This is a genomic window from Prevotella disiens, from assembly GCF_900454955.1.
GTDB lineage: Bacteria > Bacteroidota > Bacteroidia > Bacteroidales > Bacteroidaceae > Prevotella > Prevotella disiens.
Map to the genome: position 1 here is coordinate 46,720 of NZ_UGTL01000002.1, position 23,526 is coordinate 70,245.

The 23,526-nt window shown below is 47.4% G+C and carries 12 protein-coding genes and 2 pseudogenes; 8 read left to right on the forward strand and 6 right to left on the reverse strand.

The genetic code is table 11. The features are described from left to right. Window positions 1-91: 91 nt before the first annotated feature. From DYI03_RS10685 to DYI03_RS13965, 6 genes and pseudogenes are all read left to right on the forward strand, one after another. The gene (locus DYI03_RS10685) at window positions 92-1,489 is read left to right on the forward strand and encodes a DUF4099 domain-containing protein (RefSeq protein ID WP_004336030.1); all 1,398 of its coding nucleotides are present in this window, start codon (window positions 92-94) and stop codon (window positions 1,487-1,489) included. A 20-nt stretch (window positions 1,490-1,509) separates the two neighbouring features. Next, window positions 1,510-2,457: pseudogene (locus DYI03_RS10690) on the forward strand (DNA topoisomerase); the annotation flags it as partial. A 625-nt stretch (window positions 2,458-3,082) separates the two neighbouring features. Continuing rightward, a complete protein-coding gene (locus DYI03_RS10700) occupies window positions 3,083-6,055 on the forward strand; it encodes a hypothetical protein (RefSeq protein WP_115367966.1) in 2,973 nt (990 codons plus the stop codon). Between the two features lie 12 nt (window positions 6,056-6,067). Next, on the forward strand, window positions 6,068-15,976 hold the full coding sequence (locus DYI03_RS10705) for a toxin TcdB middle/N-terminal domain-containing protein (protein WP_244916352.1): 9,909 nt from the start codon (window positions 6,068-6,070) through the stop codon (window positions 15,974-15,976). A 10-nt stretch (window positions 15,977-15,986) separates the two neighbouring features. After that, window positions 15,987-16,598: a hypothetical protein gene (locus tag DYI03_RS10710; protein ID WP_021670267.1), complete on the forward strand. Its 612-nt coding sequence runs from the start codon at window positions 15,987-15,989 to the stop codon at window positions 16,596-16,598. A 179-nt stretch (window positions 16,599-16,777) separates the two neighbouring features. After that, complete coding sequence (locus DYI03_RS13965) at window positions 16,778-16,924, forward strand: IS1/IS1595 family N-terminal zinc-binding domain-containing protein (protein ID WP_081675949.1); 147 nt, start codon at window positions 16,778-16,780, stop codon at window positions 16,922-16,924. A 75-nt stretch (window positions 16,925-16,999) separates the two neighbouring features. Here the strand turns inward: DYI03_RS13965 and DYI03_RS10720 are convergent, their stop codons facing one another. The 3 genes from DYI03_RS10720 to DYI03_RS10730 form a co-directional block, all read right to left on the reverse strand. After that, a complete protein-coding gene (locus DYI03_RS10720; protein ID WP_025064849.1) occupies window positions 17,000-17,419 on the reverse strand; it encodes a plasmid mobilization protein in 420 nt (139 codons plus the stop codon). A gap of 345 nt (window positions 17,420-17,764) precedes the next feature. Then, window positions 17,765-18,076 carry a helix-turn-helix domain-containing protein gene (locus DYI03_RS10725; RefSeq protein WP_025064850.1) on the reverse strand — a complete coding sequence of 104 codons (312 nt, stop codon included), beginning with the start codon at window positions 18,074-18,076 and terminating at the stop codon, window positions 17,765-17,767. 20 nt (window positions 18,077-18,096) lie between these two features. Further along, window positions 18,097-18,366, reverse strand: a complete 270-nt coding sequence (locus DYI03_RS10730) for a helix-turn-helix domain-containing protein (protein WP_115367967.1) — start codon at window positions 18,364-18,366, stop codon at window positions 18,097-18,099. A 366-nt stretch (window positions 18,367-18,732) separates the two neighbouring features. On the opposite strand from DYI03_RS10730, the gene DYI03_RS13485 reads away from it, so the two are divergent. Further along, window positions 18,733-19,173 carry a hypothetical protein gene (locus DYI03_RS13485; RefSeq protein WP_172462600.1) on the forward strand — a complete coding sequence of 147 codons (441 nt, stop codon included), beginning with the start codon at window positions 18,733-18,735 and terminating at the stop codon, window positions 19,171-19,173. Here the strand turns inward: DYI03_RS13485 and DYI03_RS10735 are convergent. Genes DYI03_RS10735 through DYI03_RS10745 form a run of 3 tightly spaced genes read right to left on the reverse strand, consistent with a single transcriptional unit; the run spans window position 19,077 to window position 22,072 of the window. Next, window positions 19,077-19,565, reverse strand: coding sequence for a DUF1896 domain-containing protein (locus DYI03_RS10735; protein ID WP_102048095.1), 489 nt, complete (start codon window positions 19,563-19,565; stop codon window positions 19,077-19,079). The two genes, DYI03_RS13485 and DYI03_RS10735, sit on opposite strands and share 97 nt — an antisense overlap. A gap of 20 nt (window positions 19,566-19,585) precedes the next feature. Then, window positions 19,586-20,848, reverse strand: coding sequence for a site-specific integrase (locus DYI03_RS10740; protein ID WP_115367968.1), 1,263 nt, complete (start codon window positions 20,846-20,848; stop codon window positions 19,586-19,588). A 3-nt stretch (window positions 20,849-20,851) separates the two neighbouring features. Further along, the gene (locus tag DYI03_RS10745) at window positions 20,852-22,072 is read right to left on the reverse strand and encodes a site-specific integrase (protein ID WP_115367993.1); all 1,221 of its coding nucleotides are present in this window, start codon (window positions 22,070-22,072) and stop codon (window positions 20,852-20,854) included. Between the two features lie 299 nt (window positions 22,073-22,371). Between DYI03_RS10745 and DYI03_RS10750 the strand changes: the two are divergent. Further along, window positions 22,372-23,517, forward strand: a pseudogene (locus DYI03_RS10750) (type IA DNA topoisomerase); the annotation flags it as partial. Window positions 23,518-23,526 lie beyond the last annotated feature (9 nt).

The following is a 23,526-nucleotide window of genomic DNA, read 5'->3' on the forward strand; positions in this document are numbered from 1 at the left end:
AATTCCCGCTTTTCTTTCATCTTCTTCATTCTCTTATTATAACTATAATTTAGCAGATGATTTTAGTATTCATCATTACAATTTATAAAAAATGGAATCAAACAGCAATGACAACTATGTGCTGGTCTTGGAAGACCGCACAGAGGTAAAGAACGAGAAAGAAACGGGGAAACTCTCCGTAGTATCTGGTATCGACGACAAGGGCAACCTCAAGACCACCGAAGCCACCGCCGTCAACCAAGCAGCATTTCTGAAGTTCAACAGCAAGGAGGGACTCTTGGAGAACTTCATGAAGAATTTCCTTCGTCAGTTCAACGAGCCGACCCGTTTCGGACTGTACAAGGTGGTGGCAAGCAATGTGGAGCAGGGCGTGGGCAACCTGCGCACCCTGCTCCAAAGCCGTGAGAAGCCCGAAAGCAAGCAGCAGCTGGCAGAGATTGGCGTACCCTTTGAGGACTATCTGCCACAGCAGAAGAACACCACCGCCATCGACCCGGAGAAAGTGGACTGGAAGCAACTCGACCGCCTCGGACTTTCCCGTGAGCAGTTGGAGCAGAGCGGAGAACTCACAAATATGCTCAACTGGCAGAAAAGCAATCTCGTTACGATTGCCATCCCGATGGGCGATACCACCATCTACACCGATGCACGTCTTGCCTTCCGCACGGACGGCGAGGGCAACATCGGGCTGGCTATCCATCCTTTGAGGAAAGAGCCACAACTCGATTTTCCCTATATGGGGTATAAGTTCTCGCCCGAAGATAAGGAGCAACTACTCACTACAGGCAACCTCGGCAAGACCATTGAGGTAACACCCAAGAACGGAGAGCCTTTTGCCGCCTACGTTTCCATCGACCCACAGACCAATGAACTTGTCGCCCTGCGTGCCGACCGCGTGAACATTCCCAAGGAAATCAAGGGTGTTACGCTTTCCGATGCACAATACAAAGACCTCGTGGAGGGCAAAGCCGTGAAGATGGAGGGCATGACAGCCAAGAGCGGCAAGACCTTCAATGCCACCCTGCAGGTCAATGCCGAACGGAAGGGGATTGAGTTTATCTTCGACAACAACCGTGGTTTCAAGGAACGCCAGCAGCAGACACAACAGCAGGGCGCACCCCGCAAACTCTGCGGCTTGGAACTCTCAGCGAAGCAGCGTGAAGCCTTGGACAATGGGCGCACGCTCTATCTGAAGAACATGGTCGATAAGGAGGGCAACTCATTTAATGCCTATGTCCGTATGGACAAGGAGCAGAACCGTCCTCGTTTCTATAAATGGAATCCCGATAAGAGCCAAAAAAACGTCAAGGTCGAAGCCGTGGCGGAGGAACACAAGACACAGGTTGCCGTGAATAATCACGGTAAGACCAATGAAGCCACCAAGAACGTGAAGGAGCCGTTGAAGACCGGGCAGACACAACCTACTGCCGCCCAAAAGCAGAAGCAGGACGAAAACAAGCAGAAGAAGTCCCGTGGACGTAAGATGTAACCCTTAATCCTTTACCGACTATGACAACTTGTATTATCGCCGAGAAACCCTCGGTAGCCAGAGACATTGCCCGTATCGTTGGGGCAAATAATAGACAAGACGGATATATAGAAGGTAGTGGCTATGTGGTTACTTGGGCGATGGGACATCTTATTACCCTTGCCATGCCCGAAGCCTACGGCTTTTCCGCCTACAAAGCCGAAGACCTGCCCATTCGTCCCAATCCCTTCCAACTTATCGTGCGACAAGTGCGCAAGGATAAGGAGTACACATCAGACCCCGCAGCACTCAAGCAACTCAAAGCCATTCGAGTTTGCTTTGACAAGGCTGACCGCATCATCGTAGCCACCGATGCCGGGCGTGAAGGTGAACTCATCTTCCGCTATATCTACAACCATTTGAACTGCCACAAACCTTTTGACAGACTTTGGATTTCCTCCCTCACGGATAAAGCCATCCGTGAAGGACTTTCCAATCTTAAGCCGGGAAGCCATTACGATAATCTCTATCATTCTGCCAAGGCAAGAAGCGAAGCTGACTGGCTGGTGGGTATCAATGCAAGCCGTGCCCTGTCCATCGCACGCAAAGGCGGTTACTCTTTGGGACGAGTACAAACCCCTACACTCGCTATGGTCTGCCGTCGGTACATAGAAAATCGTGATTTTTCTTCCGTCCCCTATTGGAAACTCTCCGTAGCAGCAGAGAAAGAGGGCGTATCGCTGAAAGCCGTGAGCGGAAGTGCATTTGACAATGAAGCCGATGCACAGTCCGCTCTCGCCATGCTTCGCGAACAGAGCCGGCTTACCGTGACTTCGGTCGCAAAAAAGGTGGGACATACGTCGCCACCCCTCTTGTACGACCTCACTGCCTTGCAGAAGGAAGCCAACAGACGCCAAGGCTTTTCTGCAGACAAAACCCTCTCGATTGCCCAGAGCCTCTATGAGAAGAAAATCACGACCTATCCCCGCAAAAGATTTCAGAATTTTATATCTTTCAGATAATCAATAGAATAACACCGAATAAAGAAGAAAAGGGTTACGATTTGGAAACGAGCGAGTTTCTTTCCCTCTCTTTATTCTGCAATGCCTCAAAGACCACTTATCTAACGTTGCAAAGGTAGTCTTTATTTTCGATGAAAACAAAAGAAATCCACACTTTTATCAGTCCGTTTCATTTTTCCGCACTTGAATTGCCGTTTTATGCCCAAAGCCCATCTCATCGTGAATTTGCTGTCTAATACTTCCTTTTTATTGTCTTCATCATCCTTTTGCGTGTTAAAAATAAAATTTTTCTGTGCAATTCCTTGCAAATTAAAGAAGAATAACCTATATTTGAACTTAGGAAAAAACAACTTAAACGCTCATGCTTATGAAGACAACGTTGATTTTACCAATTTCAGCCCCCTTGACATAAGGAACGCCACTTTCGGCAGTCAAGAGAGATATGCAGGACTCGTTGAAAAGGCTTTGCATTAATCAATTTTCGCACACACGATACAATCCATCCCACTTTTATTTTACGGATTTTCTCTCTTTACCGTTTTTATTGCGGGTATCTTATCAGACTGAAAAAGAACATAGACAGTATTAACTTATGGGACGACATTTACACGAAACAGCATTTCTAATAGTTACAGCCTTATTCATTCCCGTGCAGTCCCGTGCGCAGTCACCCGGTCAGGTCAGCGGTGCGGAGGCATGGCTGAAGACCGTCCCCCTGACGATGGATCTGCATGGGTACTATCATTGGCGCGACTTCTCGGGCGACTCCGTTAGAACCAACCTCTACGATGCCAAGGGCGCAGCCTACGGTGGTGAGTTCACGCAGCGGCACACATGGATACGGACTTTCAACTTCAACCCCGCCCTGAACTTCTCCGAGGGGAATCAGCCGAAGGAGAGCCTGCTGAAATACTCCAACCTCGCGCAGATGACCGTCATCGGGGTGTTTGCCCCGACGACTATCGCCTATAACAAGGACGAGGTGCTATATGCCGTCAACGGACGCAAGGGTGCGGGAAGCCTCGTGAACAGGGACAAGGCGGTCGGGCAGCAGGGCATAGAACCGCTCAACTACGGAAGCACCGTCGGCGAGGATCTTCTTTATTCGGGCGGCGAGAGGCAGACCGCAGAGGAGTTCAAGTCCACGAGTCCCCGCATCGTCTCATACATCAGGGCATACGCCCCCGTGCATTCCGTGTGGGGAGAAGGCAGACGTGCGACCATCACCACGGGAATATACCGGGACGGAGACGTCAATTTCACGACAGCCTTTGACAAGTCCCTGTTCGGGGGCGGTGCGCTCAATGGCTACACGCCCGAGCTCATCGCATACGGCAGGACACTTACACCGCTGGAGCGCAGGCAGGTGGAGACCTACCTCGCCATCAGGTACGGCATCACGCTCAGCGGCTCGTACTACACGGGTACGGGCGACCTCTCATGGGACAGGGACGAAAGCGCCGCCTACCACCACAGGGTGACGGGCATCTGGCGCGATGATGCGGGCGACCTCTTCCAGCCCCTCTCCACGACGAGCTACGAGGAAGCACCAAGATACTCTACTGAAAAGACATACGACAGCTTCAGAGACGCAGACCCATACGGCCTGCCGACGATCCAACGCCTTCTCGTCATGGGACGCGAGGATGGCTCGCCCATGCCCGACGGCGGCTACATGCTATGGGGCGATGACAACGGCTCCACGACCACCGAAGAGACAGAAGGCAAGACGCCGTGGCACGTCATGAGTCGCAGGTGGCTCGTCAGGACGAACATCGACTCCACCGAGTACAGGAAGGACATCTGGACGCAGAACGGCATCACCGTCACCTCAGACGGCTTCACGGATGCCGTGTCGCAGGCAGAACCCAAGGAGGGGGCATATATTGTCAGCTCCCCGCTCGACACAGGAAACGGCACGATGGAATACACCAACCCGAGGCTCCATCCCGCCTACAACGTGGGCTTCACCGAGGCATCGGGCACGAAGTGCGCCTACGGCTTCAACGTCAGCGTACGCGGCGAGATCCGAATCGTAGAGGACGGAACAATACAGAATCGTGTTTTAACAGGCAATACGGGCGAAAAGAGTTTCATCGTACGCAGGAAAGGAAACAGCGTAACTCTGCTCATAGACGGCCGGGGCAGCAAGGAACTGCAGATAACCGTACCTGGTGAAAGCACGGCAAAGGCAGCCTGCATGATTTTCGAGATCGCAAGCGGCGAGACTGCATTAAATATCCCCAGACTGCGCAGAAATGGATTCGGAGACAGCGGCAACATGGTCGAGCTCGGATATGGAGTCCTCGCCAAAGGCAACAAGTTCGCAGGCACGGACTACCGCAACGTCTTCATGCTCATAGACAGAGGTGCGGGCGACAAGACAGACATACGGGAAAACACCATCATCAGATGCTCGCGCAAGGACGCGAGCCGTGAAAAACTCGTCTTCGACAACATCTTCATGGACACCGACGGCAGTGGATCCGACACGTTCACCTTCGCCAGCTTCGACGGCATACTGACACGGCTGACACCGCACGATGCGAGCTGCACGGGCGGAAAGCCGCGAAAGGACGGCAGTCTTGACATCAGCATGGTGGTCGGCCTGCCGAGTTTTTCATACAGCCTGTTGGCGGACTCCGTGGAGAATATGGAGAAAGGTGCCGTAGCTTCACGGGGAAACTTCACCACGAAGACATACACGGTGAAGAACCTGCTCCCGGGAAACTACAGTCTGCTCATTAAGCAGAACGCGGGCATCGACATCACGGCGGAGAGCACGGGAGGCGTCGAGTATGCCCATGCGGTCGGTCGACGAAAGCAGGGAGAGGTCACATGGACTATTCCCTCGCTCACCTCCGACTACAGGGCGGGACTCTGCACCACGCTCGGACTGGGAAAGAACATCCTCCACGGCTTCGACGTGAAGAATGCCACGGCACAAGTCGTGGTCGAGGGTAAACCCATGGGTGCTGCCGTCACCCTGAATGGAGGTGACGCACTCGGCATCATCTTCACCCCCGACACGGTAAGCTATACGGTAAACGGCATCGTCGTCCACCGTGCGGCCAAGAAAGCCGGTCTCGGCTGGCTCTTCGGCATGGGCTTCAACAAGGGACTCTCGACCATCGACGGGCTGAGCATCGACGGTGGAGACTTCGCCCTGACGAGCGTTTCGAGGGGCGTGGCCTACGAGACGAAGAAGGCGGTCGAGGACAGCATGGCGGTAATTATCGGCAGCGAGTGCAGCCCGAACGTGCCCAAGGCACAGGCAAGGTCGGCAGAAAACACCTCCTCCATCGAGAGACAAGCCCATTCTGCCCTCACCGTGACAAGGAAGGACGGGACTGGTATGGCGTTCAGTGCCGAGCTGAGACTTGCCAAGGAGACCGATGCCGAACTGCTCGTCTATGACACATCAGGAAGACTGCTGAGCCGGACGGACATGACGGGAGGCACCATCAAGCGTGCCGACTTCACCGTACCGCAGACGGGCGTGTACGTCGTTAAAGCACTCACCTTAGAAGAGGAATTCACAAGGAAGATAATGGCAAACTACTAAACCCCAACGGCTATGAAGACAAAGCATTACCTCATATCGGCGACATTACTGATAGCCATCACCGCAGCCATCGCTGCGACGCATATATACAAGGGACAGGACAGTGTACGTGAGAACAACGGCACGAGTATATCACAAGAGACAGCACAGACCGAGACGTTCACGTCGAACACACATAACACGGCGAAGGCTGCACAGGGAAACTCACAGGCTATTAGAAGGGGTAATACTAAAACAGTGACAGCATCCCGCGCAGCCACCTATGCAGCAGACCATCCATCGGGCATCATAGGACAGCCCGACGGACGGGTTTCGGACAACCCCGAGGACAACATCTTCGAGATAACAGTCGAGAAAGTTTCTCCAAATATGCGCGCATGGCTGGTCTATGACCTCAAGGGCGTAAGTTCTGGTCAGGGTATCAGCAGGAGCATCAACGACCGCATGGCAGTCGGCGGCTACCTTACGATTCTCTCCAAGGACTGGAAGACCGTCAGGGAGGAAATAAGCCCCGAGTGGCTGAAGGACGGCAGGAACACCGTCCTCTTCACCATTCCGACGGATGCTTCCTACGCCTATTCGGTCAGGAACGTACATATCGAAACCGTAGCGGATGCTAAGACAAAGACTAATACCAATAAGCAGGAAGAAATAATCCTTTCCTCCGCCCCCATAGCCTATGACGGTCAGACCTACCTCTACGGCTTCGTACGAGGGAAGGCAAGCCGTATCTCAGTGAACGGCACAACCATCACCGTCCATGACGGAGAATTCGAGGGCATCGTGCCATCGACGGGCAGACAGCTCAAGCTCACGGCAGTCATTGATGGCAGGAACATCAGTAGGAAAATAACACCCATACAAGGAGGCAGGGCGGACTATGCCCGTGCCCTCGTGTCCGTCGGTGGAAAGGCGGAGAAGCAGTTCCTCGCACACAGGGCGGACAGCATCGCCATCGGCGGCAACGTCCTTTCCGTGAAGGCTGCGGACATCGCAAGGGATGGCAGATACTCCATCACGGCACTCCGCGAGACGGACATTCCTGCCCTTGACTACGGCATGACCAACGTCACCGCCAAGGGAGACGGCTACCGCTTTCTGCCCCACGGCAACCACTTCGAGGGCAAGGGTGCAACGGTGAAGATAAAATACGACCGCACGCGAATCCCGAGCGGTTTTACAGAAGACGACATCAATACCTATTACTTCGACCAAGACACCAGGCACTGGGTGGCTTTGGAACGTGTGAAGGTGGATAAGGCTACAGCCTGCGTGGTATCGAAAACGACGCACTTCACCGATATGATCAATGGTGTAATCAAGGCACCGGAATCACCACAGACCGATGGATTTACCCCGACGATGATGAACGACATCAAGGCAGCGGATCCGACATCAAAAATCAATCTCATTACACCTCCTACAGCCAACAACCGAGGTTCTGCCAATCTTCAGTATGGCTTTGAAATGCCTCCCGCACGCAATGGTATGGCTCCATCTTTGGGCATACAGTACAGTAGTGAAGGCGGTAGTGGATGGCTTGGAGAGGGTTGGAATCTCTCTGTTCCTTCTATTACGTTGGATACTCGCTGGGGTGTCCCAAGATACGATACAAGTAAAGAAACCGAGACCTATTTGATGTCGGGCTCTATGCTTTCTACGATGGGTGACGACGGCAAGATGGGTGTGGCTCACCGTGGTGAGAAGATGAACCGAAAAGCGGACAGGCAGTTCTACACTCGTCAGGGAGGAGACTTCAGCCGTATCATCCGCAAGGGTAACTCTCCTGCCGACTATACTTGGGAAGTAACCGACAAACAAGGAATCAAATATATTTATGGTGGAGAAGGTGCCGTTCTCAAAGGTACCATCACCGATGCAAGCGGTCAAAGCCGTGAGGTGATTACCGAATGGAAGCTCAAACGTGTGGAAGAAACACACGGTGATTATATCGAATACGTCTATGAGACAGCCGACGAACCTGTTCGTGGTGGACTTGTGGCAAAAGCCATTTATCTTAAGGAAGTACGTGCTGGTAATAGCGGACAAGCACCCCACACAGTGGTTGTCTTAGAAGGCAGTAAGCAGAAACGACTCAAAAACAACAATGCAAGATATGGCTTCCTAACCTCATCGAATCGTTTGTTAGAGAAGCTAACGGTGCACTTCCAAGGAAGTACGCTCCGCAGTTATGCCTTTACCTATAGCGAGGGTGCGTTCAACAAAGATGTGCTTACGGGTGTGAAGCAACTCGACGACAAAGGTGCAGAAGTGTCGTATCAGAAATTTGACTATTATGATGATGTACAGGCTGCTAAGGGTTATGTGCCTTTTAAGGAAAAACAGGAAATATGGAATACGCACAATGACGGCCTTGACGCAGGGTTTATAAGTCCTCTCAAAGAAGTTGGTGGCATATTCAGCGACAAACCTACTGCCTTAGGAGGAACAACAAGCCTTTCTTATGGTGGTTCTTTCTATGCTGGTGCAGGAGTTGATGATCAAAGTTCTTCAACAAGCGGCACTATTGGTGGTTCTTTTAATTACTCTCATGATAATTCTAAGGGATTATTGACTTTTGCAGACCTTAACGGAGATGGATTACCCGACAAGATATATCAGGATGGAGGTTCTGTGTACTATCGTCCGCAAATATGCACAGACGAAAAGAAAATAACCTATGGAGAACCTATCAAAGTTATTGGTATCTCTAAATTTTCTGCTTCATCCAGTAATACTTTCTCCGGAGGACCTGCCATCAAGGCTGGGTGGCAGTATATTATGGCTACTGTTGCTACAAGTACCTCCCGCACAACTACTAAAACCTCTGTATATTTCAGTGATGTTAATGGTGATGGGCTTGTAGATATAGTTTCTAATGGTAAGGTTTATTTTAATCATATAGAATTTGATGCGCAAGGTCATGCTATTCCTCATTTTACGCTTAGCAGCGCCGATACACCAAGCCCCATCATCTATGATGCCAAGAAAATAGATAAAACTATTGGAGAGGTTGATCCTACCGAACAGGCAGAACTGATTAAATCCTCTCCGATGGAAGATATGGTACGTGTATGGCAGGCACCTAAAGATGGAATCATCAGCATCTCGGGTACAGTTAGTTTGATTACTCCAACAGGCGAATACGATACCGATGAGTATGCTCATGCTGATGGTGTGCGCGTAGCCATTCAGAAAGGTCGTACGGAACTCTGGAATAAGAAAATTACCAAAGGAGATGCAACGGCTTATAATGCTACGGCACAGAATATCACTGTCAAGAAAGACGACCGCATTTATTTCCGTGTCCAGTCTGGTACGGAGGAAACAAGCAACGGTGCCTTTGACAACGTGAAATGGGCGCCTGTCATTACCTATACAGGTGCGGCAGAAACACTCCCCGGCGGATTATCTACCACTGTTTATCAACCTCAGGAGGGTGCCATTTATGATGCCAATACACTGACCAATGTGGCAGAGAGCGCTTCTTTGAACCTGTCAGGCAAGTTCACCAAACCCGTCACAACAGATGACGTTACGCTCAGAATTGTCGCATCTAATGAGTTAAAAGACAGCTTGGGTAATAATAATCCGAATTATAAAAAAAGAGAAATCTATACCCGTACCTTAGCATGGAATGAAGCGTTTGACGGAGAAATTAAACAGACTATTCCTAATCCGGATGGCTTGACAAATCTAAACTTTGAAATCAGTTCTTCTTCTAATGTGGACTGGTCGAAAATAAAGTGGACCCCACAAATAGAGACCATAGGCAAGGATGGTAGCAGGCAGCGTACGGCAGGGGCAACCCATTATGTTCTCTTTGCTGACATGGTTAGTGAAGGTAAGCCTGTAGTACTTGCTTCCAATGTTTCAACCCTGACAGTTACTCCGAGTATCACGATGCTACCACCAACGGCAAACGGAATGGTAACGATGACTGTCAAGACTGTAGACAAACTGCTGGGTAAAAAGACTTATACTTTCAGTGGTGGCAGTCTTTCAGGAGATCCACTGATAATCACCAGTATCAGTGCAGGCAAGATATGGATAGATTACTTCTATTCAGGTAACATCTCAGGTCAGACAGTAACTTCTGCAGCTACTGTCAGTGGCATAGGAACAGCACAGGCAGGCTTCTATGCCCAGACAGAGAACAAAGGCTTCGGCACAATGTATCGTGGTTGGGGTGGCTTTGTTTATAATGCTTCCGAAGGTAGGTATGGCAAACCTATTGATGAATCACTGCTGAAGCTCCCCGATAGCAAGGATGCCAAGATGGATCCTTTGACAATGGCATTTGTACCAATAGGAACAGACCAAAGTTCATTTGACAGATGGATAGGACAACGAGCAGAATTGTACCTTACAGCTAAAGAGGCTGGGGCTTCAAGACTAACTGAACAAAATGTAATATTAACTAACCCTTTCGAACATATTGATGATATAACAGGAGTTTCCGGTACGTGTCTACAAGGAACCGGTGCTGTAGCTATAACACAGGAAATGGTTGCAACAAGTGATGTCAATCAGGCAGGCATTGCTTTTACATACAATGATGCAAGTGGTAAGAGTGTAACTCGCTCCACTATGATGGATTTCAATGGGGATGGTTTCCCGGATATTTTTCAAAAGGGAATCATACAATATACAAATTCGCAAGGAGGTATCAGTGGCGAAAAGTATAGTGGAATCGGAACCATTGGCAGTGAAAATAAGTCTGAAGGATGGGCATTGGGAAGTGACCCTATTATTTCGATAAGTTCTACGATTGCTCATATTGTAAAAGGAAAGGATCATTCCAGCAACCAAGGCTCCAGCAACAAGGCAAAAGCTAGTATGTCTGGATCTGTCAGTATTCCTCCCTCTAACAAGGATTGGAGCACAGAAACATTCATGGATGTGAATGGAGACGGTCTACCTGATAAAATTATTAAGGGAAATAAAGTTCGACTTAATTTAGGGTACAACTTCACAGAACCGATTGATTGGGGAATTGATCGAATACAAGGAGGTAAGGGAATTACTTATAACGCCAATATAGGTGGTAGCTTCAATAAGGGGTCATCAAGCTTCGCCGGGGGATACAATGTTGTAACCTCTAAGAATGGAGAAGAGTATAATCTCTCTGATGTAAATTCTGACGGATTACCAGATAAGGTATGGCGCAATGGCAAGACTATTATGGTGGCACTTAATATCGGTAATGGCTTTATGGATGCCATTCAGTGGAAAGGGCTTTCTTCTCTTAGCGAATCAGCCTCAACTTCAGAGGGAGCTGAAGTTGCATTTACTGTCAATTTTACCCCAAAGTTAATTCCTGTCAAAATTTCCATAAATCCAGTTGTTTCTGTCAGTCATAGTATAAATCGTAACAACTATGCTTTGCAAGATGTGGACGGCGACGGCTACCTCGACATTGTGGAATCCGATAAGGAAAGTGAACTGAAAGTAACCCGTTCTGCTATCGGCAGAACGAACATGCTCAAGAGCGTGACCAACTCCCTTGGCGGAACCTTTACACTGGACTACGAACACAGCACGCCTACCTACGGCCTGCCCGGTGGTAAATGGGTAATGTCGTCCGTAACCATTGACGATGGTATCCGTGATGATGGACCGATGATGAAGACGATGTTTGCCTATTCTGATGGACAGAAGGATCGCCACGAACGTGAGTTCCTCGGCTTTGGAAAGGTCGTAACCAAGAATATCGACACCGAACAGGGTGAATCCGCAGTCTATCGTCAGGCTGTGCAACTCTACGATGTGTCCACCTACTATGCACAGGGCAATGAGCTTGGAGCGTCTGTAGAGGATGCCAAAGGCAACAAGTACACCGAGACACGCAATGAATATGATGGCTATTATATCACAGCCAACGGTGACAGCTATACTTTCAACAAACAGAAGAAGCTCTGTAGCGACCGCGCCTCTGCCTTCGTGCCGCTCCGCTATACCGCCAATAAGCAGTATGAGGGGCAGGCAACCGGTATCACCACCTCAGAGGCTTGGAATGAGTATTATCTCACAGGTTATCACGGAGAGCTGAAGTCTTACAAGTTCAGTGATAAGGGTAAGTTGGGTGCTGACGGTTCGGGTAAGTTCGACTACCAAACCGCAATACAATATGCTCACAATGATAACAAACATATCTTCGGGCTACCTACCAACGTAACCGTAACGGGCGGTGATGGTAAGACTTATCATCAAGTCTCTGCGACTTACGATTTGAACTATGCCAACCATATCACGCAGATTAAGCAACAACTCGGAAGCGGTGAAGCTGTCTCTGACTATACTTATGATGCTTACGGCAACATTATCAAGACTACGCTTCCTGCTAACAGCAAGGGACAGCGCATGTGGTACACCTACCGCTATGAGCCGGTGATGAATATGTATGTGGAGCGCATAGACGATGCATTTGGCTACCGTAGCGAGGCAGCCAACTTCGACTACCGCTATGGTATGGCACTCCGCCGTATGGATCTCAACCACTTCTATTATGAAACGGATATAGACAACCTCGGACGTGTGAAAGCTGTGCGTGGTCCTAATGAGTTGGCAACAGGTGTGCCTTACATCATTGCCTTTGACTATCAGCCTAAGGCTACTTTCGGCACCAATGGCATCACTGCACCTGCTTACGCAGTGACGAAGCATTACGACATACAGCACCCAAGCGATGATATGGAGACCGTCACCTTCGTGGACGGTTTCGGACGTCCCGTTCAGGTGAAGAAAGACGGTGTGGTAACGACAGCTGCCAAGGGCAGTGCACCCAAGGACGAAACCGTGATGATTGTCAGCGGACGCAATGTCTATGACGCTTTCGGTCGTGTGACGAAGGCATACTATCCAACAACAGAGGCAGTGGGCAAAAAGACAACTTTCAACAAGGCTTTTGATAACGTGTCGCCAACCGTAACGGTTTACGACGTGCTTGACCGTGCCATGAAAGTAACGCTTCCTGATAATACCGAGACCAAGACCGAATACTCTACCGATGCGGGCAGCAACACTCTCAAGACACTCGTTACCGACGCTCTCGGCGGTAAGCAGGCTACCTACACCGATGGTAGCGGCAAGACCGTGAAGACCGAGCAACTCAGCGGACCCGATGGTATCATTACCACTTCTTTCGAGTATGATGGTATCGACCGATTGGTCAAGGTAACAGACACCGAGGGCAACGTAACGACATCCGTCTATGATATGGGCGACCGTCGCACAGAGGTAAATCACCCTGCCAGCGGTATCACCACCTTTACCTACGATGCTTTGGGTAATGTGCTCACCAAACAGACAGCCAATCTCAAAAAGGAGGGCAAGACCATCAATTACGAGTATGATTACGGACGTCTGACGGCAATCAACTATCCCGACCATCCGGAAAACAACGTGAAGTACCATTACGGTGGTATCAACTCTTCTTACAACCGTATCGGCAGACTGATGCTTCGTGAGGACGGTAGTGGTGCTATCGAGTATTACTACGGCAAGATGGGTGAGGTGGCCAAGACCGTGCGCACGCTGATTGTGCCCAATCAGGCAGTGGCAACCTACGTCACACAGTGGAAGTACGACAGCCATGACCGTCTCTTGGAGATGATCTATCCCGATGAGGAAAAGGTAACCTATGGCTACAACCTCGGCGGACAGATAGACCACGTCCGTGGTTACAAGTCCTATGGCTACGATTATGTGAACAAGATTGGTTACGATAAGTTTGGGCAGCGCACCTACCTGAAGTATTGTAACGGAGCGGAAACGTTCTACAGTTACGACCCTGCACGCAGACGATTGCAGAACCTCGTAGTCAATGCCAAGGCAGGTACTGTTATGGACAATGCCTACAGCTACGACGCTGTGAGCAACGTGCTTGGTATTAAGAACAATGCTCCACTCCCACAGAGTGGCAAGGCAGGCGGGCAGATGAGCCATAGTTACACCTACGACCCACTGTACCGTCTGGCAAGCGCAACGGGAACCTATGCAGGAGCCAACAGCAAGACGGCGTCCTACACCCTTGCCATGGGCTACGACAACATGCACCGCATCACGAGCAAGAAGCAACATCTCTCGCAGACAGGTGTGCAGTTCGACGGCACGCTCAACGCAGGCTACGAACTCGTCTATACCTATGGTAGCGCAGAGGGTAAGAAGTTCCAACTCGACAATGTTCGTGATATCAACTACCGAACGGAAGAAACTCCTACGGACAGCACGAACATCAACAACGGACACAAGTACATCTACGATGCCAACGGAAACCTTGTCTACATCAATACCTCTCGTGTAAAGCGTGACGGCAAGGAGGATGAAAAGGCAACCGAGCAGAAGTACCGTTGGGACGAGGAGAACAGACTCTTGGCAGCTGATGAGAATGGATTTGTGAGCAACTATTGGTATGATACCGACGGCGAACGCACGGTGAAGTTGAGCGGCGAGAATGAGGAAATCTACGTGAACTCCGAATTCTCAGGCGGACGCACCAACACGGCTAAGTTCACCCTCTACGTCAGTCCGTACTTGGTGGCAAGTCAGGGCGGCAGATACACCAAGCACATCTACATCGGTTCACAGAGAATCGTCAGCAAATTAGGTAACCTTGCAAGCTACGGTGCCGATCCGAGACGAATACCATACGCAGGCAACGAGGCGGACGGCATCACGGTCGACTACAAGGCGAAGTATGCCCTGCAACAGCAGTCCATCAAGGACAACTATAAGGACTTCGGCGTGGCCTACAACGGTGAGGACAACGACGACTACGTGAACGGTCGGGGCTTCTGCTGCAACGACGGCTCGCTGGAGGCTGCACAGGCGAAAGCCATGACTCGGTCAGCCATTGATGGCAACTTCAAGCCGAATGACGACTACGAGAAGATGCAGTTCTACTATCACCCCGACCACTTGGGCAGCTCAAGCTACATCACCAATCTTGATGGCGAGGTGGCTCAGCATATCGAATATGTGCCATTCGGCGAAGTATTCATAGAAGAACGCAACAATACGTGGAACACGCCGTACCTCTTCAATGCCAAGGAGTTTGACGAGGAAACAGGTATGTACTACTATGGTGCAAGATACTATGAACCGAGGTTGAGTCTGTGGATAAGCACCGATCCTTTAGAGGAAGAGAGTCCCATTATCACAACATATGGATTCTGTCATAACAATCCCCTTATTTTAATCGATCCAGATGGAATGGGAGATTACTTTAATGAAAAGGGAGTATGGTTAGGTTCGGATGGGATGAATGATAAAAAGGTTTATTCAGCTCAAAGTGTTACTAAGTCAAAAAGAGGATTAGTTAATGATGCAAAAGATGCAAAATTGTTAGGTATATCTTACGATAAGTTTGTCCGGCAAGCATCTGCCGTCTATGGGGAGAGTAGTGCATACCTCGTTCGAAATAAAACAGACGAGCCGAGTGATGAAATGATGAAAGAAATGTATGCAATTGCAAGTGTACATCAGAGAAACTCCAAAGCTTATGGTGTAAATTCGGATCCTGCTAAAGACTTTCGTAAAAAAGATGAAAATCAAAGAAATGAATTACCTCTTATGCGAACAGCAATAGCAGCAGAAATTAATGCATTGTTGGGCGGCAGAGATTACAGCAATGGAGCAACTATGTGGGATGGTGCAGAACAAGCCCAATTCTCTTTAGATGACACGCGTAGAAGTACTGGACGTTTCGAAATTCATATGAACACTATGGGATGGAAAATCTCCAATGAACATTATGCGAAATGGAAGAAAAATGTTGGAAAATCTTTTAAAGCACCTCAAACTCGCGTTGCTCCAATGTATCTTGGTGGTGAGAAAAAACGTAATATGAATGCTGGAAAAACAAGATTAAAATCAACAGCTGTATACGGAAGAACTATTTTTTGGAAAGAAACTAAATAAAAGATTAATAATGAGATTTTGTGCTATATTGATACTTTCTGTGATTTCAATTCTAAATAGTTTAGAATTGAAATCACAAACTGTTGTAAAAATTTTAAGCAATGGTTGTAAGGTAGAGAGAAGTTTATTTCTAAACGAAAAAAAAATCGGGGTGTATAATAAACGAGGTAGATTGGTTAAATTGTCCGCAGATGATATCAAATATCAAAAGATATTTTTAGATCAATCTTATAGCCTGATTGATTATGGAATAATTCTAAAATATCCCGAGGTCATATATAAAGATGCGTGTATTATTGCTGATATTTTGTCAAGTTATGACCCAAGCGAAATCTTATCGTTTACAAAGCCTATAGGGGAGCGAAAAAAGATTTCTATACAAGATATCAATAAGTATTACACGTATCTTGATGCCAGTGTTGACTATGTATTTAGTATTAACATTATAGTCAAGGATAGTCTTATTACCCAATATAGTTATACTTACAAGCCCAATATGTCTGACATCATTATTTCATATACATGTGTATTTACTTATGATAAAAATAATCGAATAGTAAAATTAGAAAAAATATATAGACGACACTATGAAACAAAAGAAATTATATATGAAAACAAATAACACATGATTTTTGGTAATGTTCCAAATTGGGACTTGTCAGAATAACTACTTAATAATCAATTTTGTTCTAAATAATTAGGTATAAAGGCAGGAAAAGACTCTCTTCCTTTTGTTATATTTGTAACCCCAAACAAAGAAAAGTGAATATACGATAACGCTTCGGCACTTTACGCTCCAGATTGGGAGTTGAGTTTCAATGTCCGCATTGCCACTCAAACAATATTATCAAAAGTGGTAAAAGTAGTACAGGTAAACAACGCTACCGATGTAAGAATTGCCAGAACAGTTTTATTACCGTCTACAACATACAAAGCCTATCTTCCTAACATTGATAACTGACCAAAGATGGATTGGACAATCACAGCACGATACTAACGTTGGGTGTTATGATTTATCAGCATTCATTCTTGACTTCTCTCAAGGGATTTTGTCAGTTGCACTACTTGATGTAGGAATCTGATGAGAAGTTGGGAATAAGTTTCGAGTTTATCCAGTATTCGTTGCGCAGTGGCGACAGAATGATAAGTATTGAGAGCTTTCACGGCTTCGTTGTATAGCACGCCTATCTTATGAGTCATGGCAACGATTTCGGAGAGTTTCTCCAAGTAAGGCTCTTTTGCAGGGTCTTGGGTAATGACCTTAAAGGCTTCACCTAAAAGTCTTGCTCGGACAAAATCGCTTTTCGTTTTTGCTCCCGACTTTCGGTAGAGTCTGATAAGCTTCTGCTGGTCTTCAGAATTAGGTATCCTGATGTGCCATCTGTCCCATCTTGGGCAGGTGGCACATCTGCCGTCTGGCTTCTTTTGTTTCTGCTTTTTCATTGCTTTCTAATCACGACTTTGAAGTGATTTAATCCCCTTTCGGGGCAAGGGTCTTTGTGGTACAAATGGCAATTTGTGGTACAAAGACACACCTTGCCAGTATAAAGAAAGAGATAGTTTGTTATGTTCCATAAAGTAACTTTTCTGGGGCGCTTTTGATAGACGAGAGTTCAAAGTTCAAGAAGTAAATCAAGAGATAAGTTTAGACTAATCTCTTGACTTACTGACTTTATGAGCTGACATATTTTTGACTAAAGTTAATTTTAACTTAGGTCGAAACTAATTTCTTGACCAAAGTCACAACTGACCATTTGACTTAAGTCGCGACTGATTTCTTAACTTAACTCATAACTTACCTGTTTGCGGTATTGGATTATAATGCCTTTCAAGCATTGTCTGTATGTCGCTCTGCTTGTAAAGTATCTTCCCTCCGATTTTGTAGAAAGGAAGCGTTCCTAAGTTTCTGTACTCTTGGAGCGTGCGTGTGCTGAGCCGTAATTTGCTGCAAACCTCCTCGCCAGTGAGGTAAACCTCTCCGCCTAACATTGGACGGGCTGTAGAACAATAACGCTCCAGTTTCTTCAAAGTACCCTCCATCAACTGTGCAAACATCTGCATTTGAGGGTCTTGCTGTGTAATGATTTCTTTCTCTTCCATAGTTCATTCTGTGTTTGATTTCATTCATTGTTTGCATTCAGTAACTCTGCGATGTCGCTCTCCTTATAATAGCATTTATGCCCAATGATGGAGAAGGGTATTTTACCCGTGTCGCGATAGGATTGCAGGGTGCGTTTGCTGATGCCGAGCCTGCGGCATACGGCTTCATTGTCGAGCCATTCGTCCGTTTCGGGCGGATTGCCGATGAGTTGTTCAATACTGTGGATAAAATCTGCAAATTCGGAGCAGTGCCGCTCCCACGCTTTGCGGTTGATGATAATGAGTTTCATTGCCTTGATTTTGTTTTGATTACTTTGTTGTTACTCGGCAAACAAACTGTTATGCAGTCCATTGCCGTACTTATCGAGTGCAAAAGTAAACCCTCGGAAGCACCGCTGCAAGAAATGAGGAAAAGCAGGGAAATAGAGAGGAAACAAGAGAAAAGACCAAAGGAGATCCATTTGTGTTATTGCGGTAATGAGATGAGGTGCCGGCTCTTTCCTTTTATTATTTTGTTGTTTTATCGATAATTCGATAGTTCGACAAATCGAGATGTCGAAGTGTCGATAGATAGTTTTATCGATAGATTATTTTGACGATATATAGTTTTGACAACAGATAGTCATGACAACAGATAATCATGACAACAGATAGTCATGACAACAGATAGTCATGACAACAAATTGTACAAACAACCGATTGTCCGTATTATCGTCAGTCCTATCTATTGTTGGCTGTTACGCCTTGCGTCCAAAGAGCCTGAGTATGCCGTATTCTTGTCGTGCCTATACTCTCTTACGGCAACCCTGCCCTGCAAGGTTGGGAGAGATGAATACGACCGCACGAATATTGAAAATGGCAATACCAACTTGAAAAGAAAAATCCTGCGGTGGAGATTCTTCTCTCCATCCGCAGGACTCGACCTTGTCAGGGCAGATAGGCTGCCGTTGTACCTTTGCACGATAAGAAACGGCTTCAGGGGCTTTGCGTCTGCTTTTGCCTACAACGCCTTTGGGCTTGCTTCCTCCGCCAGTTTGACCGTTGGCAGGTTGTTACTCTCGATGAGCAGCACTATCGTGCCTGTCAGTTCGGTGTAAAGACGGTCGTATTGTCCGCTTGCGGCAAATGCGTCCGTCAGTTCGTACCCAGCGAATGTGGCTTGAACAGCCTTGTTCGCCAACAATAAAAGTGAAAGCCTCTCGGGGAGCGGTGCAGGAAGTTCCCTCTCAAACTCGTCCTCCAAGACAGAAACAAGGGTATCGTACTTTGAGAAATGCAGTCCACTGAAAAGCACTTCACTTGCTATTCTTTCTGCTTCTAAATGATTAAAGCCTTGCGCCACGGCATCGCAGTAGGCGGTCAGTGCCATGTCGGCTCTTGCCGTGATAAACTCCATATCACTCATTCTTTCGGGATGATGTTCACTCATATAGCTTTCCAACTTCAATCGAAAATAGGAAAGTTCCTTTTTGCTATTATCTGTTTTCATACATAAATTTTTGCTGATTTCTAGAATATTGTTGCGTTTTGCTTTTCGATAGCTTCCGTATAGTCAGAAAAAGCCTTACTTTTATGTTCCTGCAAACGGTTCATGTCCTCTCTGATTTTCAGGTCGGTAATTTTTCCATAAATCTGTGTCGTTCCAATGTCGCTGTGCCCGAGCATCTTGCAGAGCGTTTCCATTGCTATACCATTGGAAAGGCAGATGGTCGTGGCGAAAGTATGGCGAGCCATGTGAAAGGTCAAGCCTTTCTCAATTTGGCATATCTGACCAATGTTTATACAGGCGAAAGATGCCTTGCTGACGTTCAATGTTGGAAATATCAAATCATCGTGTTGTTTCCCTTTTATATGAATGTCAAGTATCTCCTTTGCGATGGGCAGAAGTGGAATGATGGCTTCTACGTCCGTTTTCTGTCGCTTGATACGTATCTCACAAGTTCCGTCATCATAATGGTGGATATGTTTAGGTGTCAGTCGCAACATATCCACACGAGCCAGTCCCGTAAAGGCACAGAAAATGAAGAGTTGCCTTGCTCGCTCGAACTGCTTGTTTAAGATGGGCGTTTGCAAAATGCGCTTGAGTTCTTCCGTTGTGAGATACCTTCTCGTGCCACGTGGTTTTTCCGCCTTAAAATCCACAAACGGGTCTCGGCGGATGTATTTTTTCTGTTGTCCGATGCTGATGAGCTTTCTCAAGAAAATAACCGTCATTTGAATGGTGGCAGGTGATAATCTGCGCTTGCTTTTAAGATAGAAATCCAATTCTTCGACAAAGCCATAGTCCAACCGTGAATAACCAATATCGGACATTCCGTATTTTTCCAGCAGGAAGGATACTATGAGCTGCTTGTCATAGATGTAGTTGCGGAAAGTGGATTGGGCGATGGAAATTCCCACACAAGGGCGTTTTTCCTCTATGAAACGGTCTGCCTCTTCCATGAGCATTCCATTGCTTTGTGAATCCTCCGTCAGACAATTTTTGAGCAGTTCTGCACTTACATACCCCTTTTGCCAAACCAGCTCATTGTATTTGGTTTGTATCTGTCCTTCCTTTTCTGTCAGTATGCGATTGATGTTCTTCATCTCATCAGTGTCGCCTTTGCATCTGCCATGCTTTGCGTCCCAATTGTTTGGATTGACATCCAATCCCATACTGTATTGTACTTGTTGCCCGTTTATGGTGATTCGCCCCATTATCGGGCATCTGCCGTTCTTCTTCTGTTTGGAACGGTTAATGTAGAACAATGTCTTGAATGTACTGTGTGCCATAAGCTATAATTTTAAGGTGAAAGTGTGTTCTATCCGCTGTTGAATCTTCTGCATATCCTGCCTTATTCTTTCTGAATTGACCGCAGCATACACTTGTGTCGTTCTCAAATTGGTATGTCCCAACATACCGCTTACGGTTTCTATCGGAACACCTGCCGACAGGGTAATGACCGAAGCAAAAGTATGGCGAGCCATGTGAAAGGTCAGAGGGGTTTCCATACCGATACTTCTCTGTATGTGGTGCATCGCATTGTAAACCACGTCTCTTGGGGGAACGTCAAACACATATCCCGCACGTCTGCCCCTATATCTTTCCATAATGGTCTTGGCTGGGGAGAGAACTACTACACGAAAAGGAGTCTTCGTCTTGACACGCTTGCTTTTAATACATAGCTTTCCTTCTTCAATGATGATGTTTTCCTCTTTGAGATTGCGTATATCTGAAATGGCAAGACCGCTGAAGCAGGAGAACACGAACAAATCACGGACGACACGATATTTCTCCCATTTGATGGGCAGGTCGATAATCTTTTGCAGGTCGTCCTGCGTGATGTTTCTCGGCATTCCTTTCGTCTTTTCGTAACTGTAACCAATGAACGGATACAGGTCTATCATGCCATTTTTGACAGCCTTGTTCACAACCGCCTTCAATGCAGCCAAGGCACTGCATATACTGCCACGTTTCAGTTTTCGGTCTATTGTCAGAAAGTATTCATAGCCTTCTATAAAGGAAATATCCAGCTCCATGAGCGGAATATCACTTAACTTGTATTTCCTACACACATACTCCCGAAGAAGAGTTTGCTGATAGGTACGCAGCTCCAGTGTTTTCATTGCCCGGTCTATGCCCACTCTTTCATGAATCTGTGTGAGGTACTCAGCATAGCACTCTAAAAGCATTGCGCTTTGACAAAGCTGTCCCTGATAGGCATTGCGCACATCCGTAGCCGTGAATGACTCTCCACTTTCGCAAAGTTCCCGATAGCGTGCATGAATGAGTGCAGTGCATTCATTCAAATACCGGTTGATAGAATTTGCGATGGCACTCTTGCCGAGAAGACGTTGCTTTCTGCTATCCCAAAGAGATAATGGGACTTTCTTTTTGGCGGAAAAGGCGGAATGCTTCCTGCCCAGTTCTATCCGTCCGATAAGCGGCACCATGCCTTTTTTGTCCGCTCGTTTAGCCTGTGTGAAAAACGAGACTTTCAGTTTGTTTTCTTTCATTTTTCTGTCGTTTTTTTCTAATTTCCTTTGCTTGCAAAGGTACATACGAACAAGAGTTCTTGAGCTATGCAGAAAAATGAAAGATGAGGAATAAAAACCTATGCCACAGTTGTTTATATTCAATTCGTAACCCCTTTTTGCTTTGTGCCCTATGGGTTACGAGTTGGTAACGGAACTATTGCCGTTTTTCGCTCAATCTTGCCATATCACAAAATGCAGAAAAGTGCATAAGTTGTTATTGTTCAAGTGTTTCCGTTCGTGTTTGCCCTTTCTTCTTTCATTGTCATTATTCTATGAACTATCCCCGCACCGGCAGTCGATACATCAGTGAAGACGTTTTCGAGGAAGTACCCACTTTACTTGGCAAGATAGGCACTGCACTTCCGACACCACTTAACCGCCACTCGGTGGACAACGGCAAGGTAACTGATCACCACGCCATTATCCCTACGGGTGAAACAACATCGGGACTATCGACAGATGAAACGACCATCTACCAAATGGTAGTCCATCGTTTCATCGAAGCCTTTTCTCCCGATTCAGAGGAGGAGAGGATGCAGGCGGAACTGACAGACGGTACAAACACCTACATTTGGAAGGCGTGCCGAAGTATCTCCTTGGGCTGGAAAGCCGTGCAGCATAGTACTGGCACGAACGATGAAAAAGGCAAAGAGGAAGAAGAACAGACTTTATCCGTATTGCCCAATCTAATAGAAAACGAGGTGTTACCACTGCTTTCTTCAGAAATTACCGAGCACAAGACCAAGCCCAAACCGCTCTATACAGAAGCGACTTTGCTTTCTGCTATGGAAAACGCAGGGAAAGAGGTCGCAGATGCAGAAAGTAAAAGAGCAATGGCAGAGTGCGGCATCGGTACACCAGCCACTCGTGCCAATATCATCGAGACATTGATTCTGCGAGACTATATCCGAAGAGAAAAGAAAACGGTAGTCCCGACAGAGAAAGGCTTGGCAGTCTATGAGATTGTCAAGGATAAACGAATTGCCAATGCAGAGATGACAGGCTCGTGGGAACTGACCCTTGCCGCCATCGAGGCTGGACAAATGCCACCCGAGAAGTTCGCACAAGGCATCAACTCCTATGTGGAGACGATTTGCAAGGAACTCCTTGCCCTTGCTCCACAGGTACAAAAGTCCTATCCCACCTACCACTGCCCCAAATGCAGCAATGAGAGTGTGGGCATCTATGCCAAAATTGCGAAATGCAGGCACGAGGGCTGCGACTTTCACATCTTCCGTGAAATCTGCGGCACGTTCCTTTCCGAGGACAATATCCGTGATTTGATAACTACCGGGCGAACGCCTATCCTCAAAGGCTTGACGAGCAAGGCAGGCAAGAAGTTCAACGCACGTCTTGTTTTGGGCGAAGACCACACCACCGCCTTTGAGTTTGAAGGAAAGAAAGGAAAAGCACGAGGGAGATAGTTACCACAG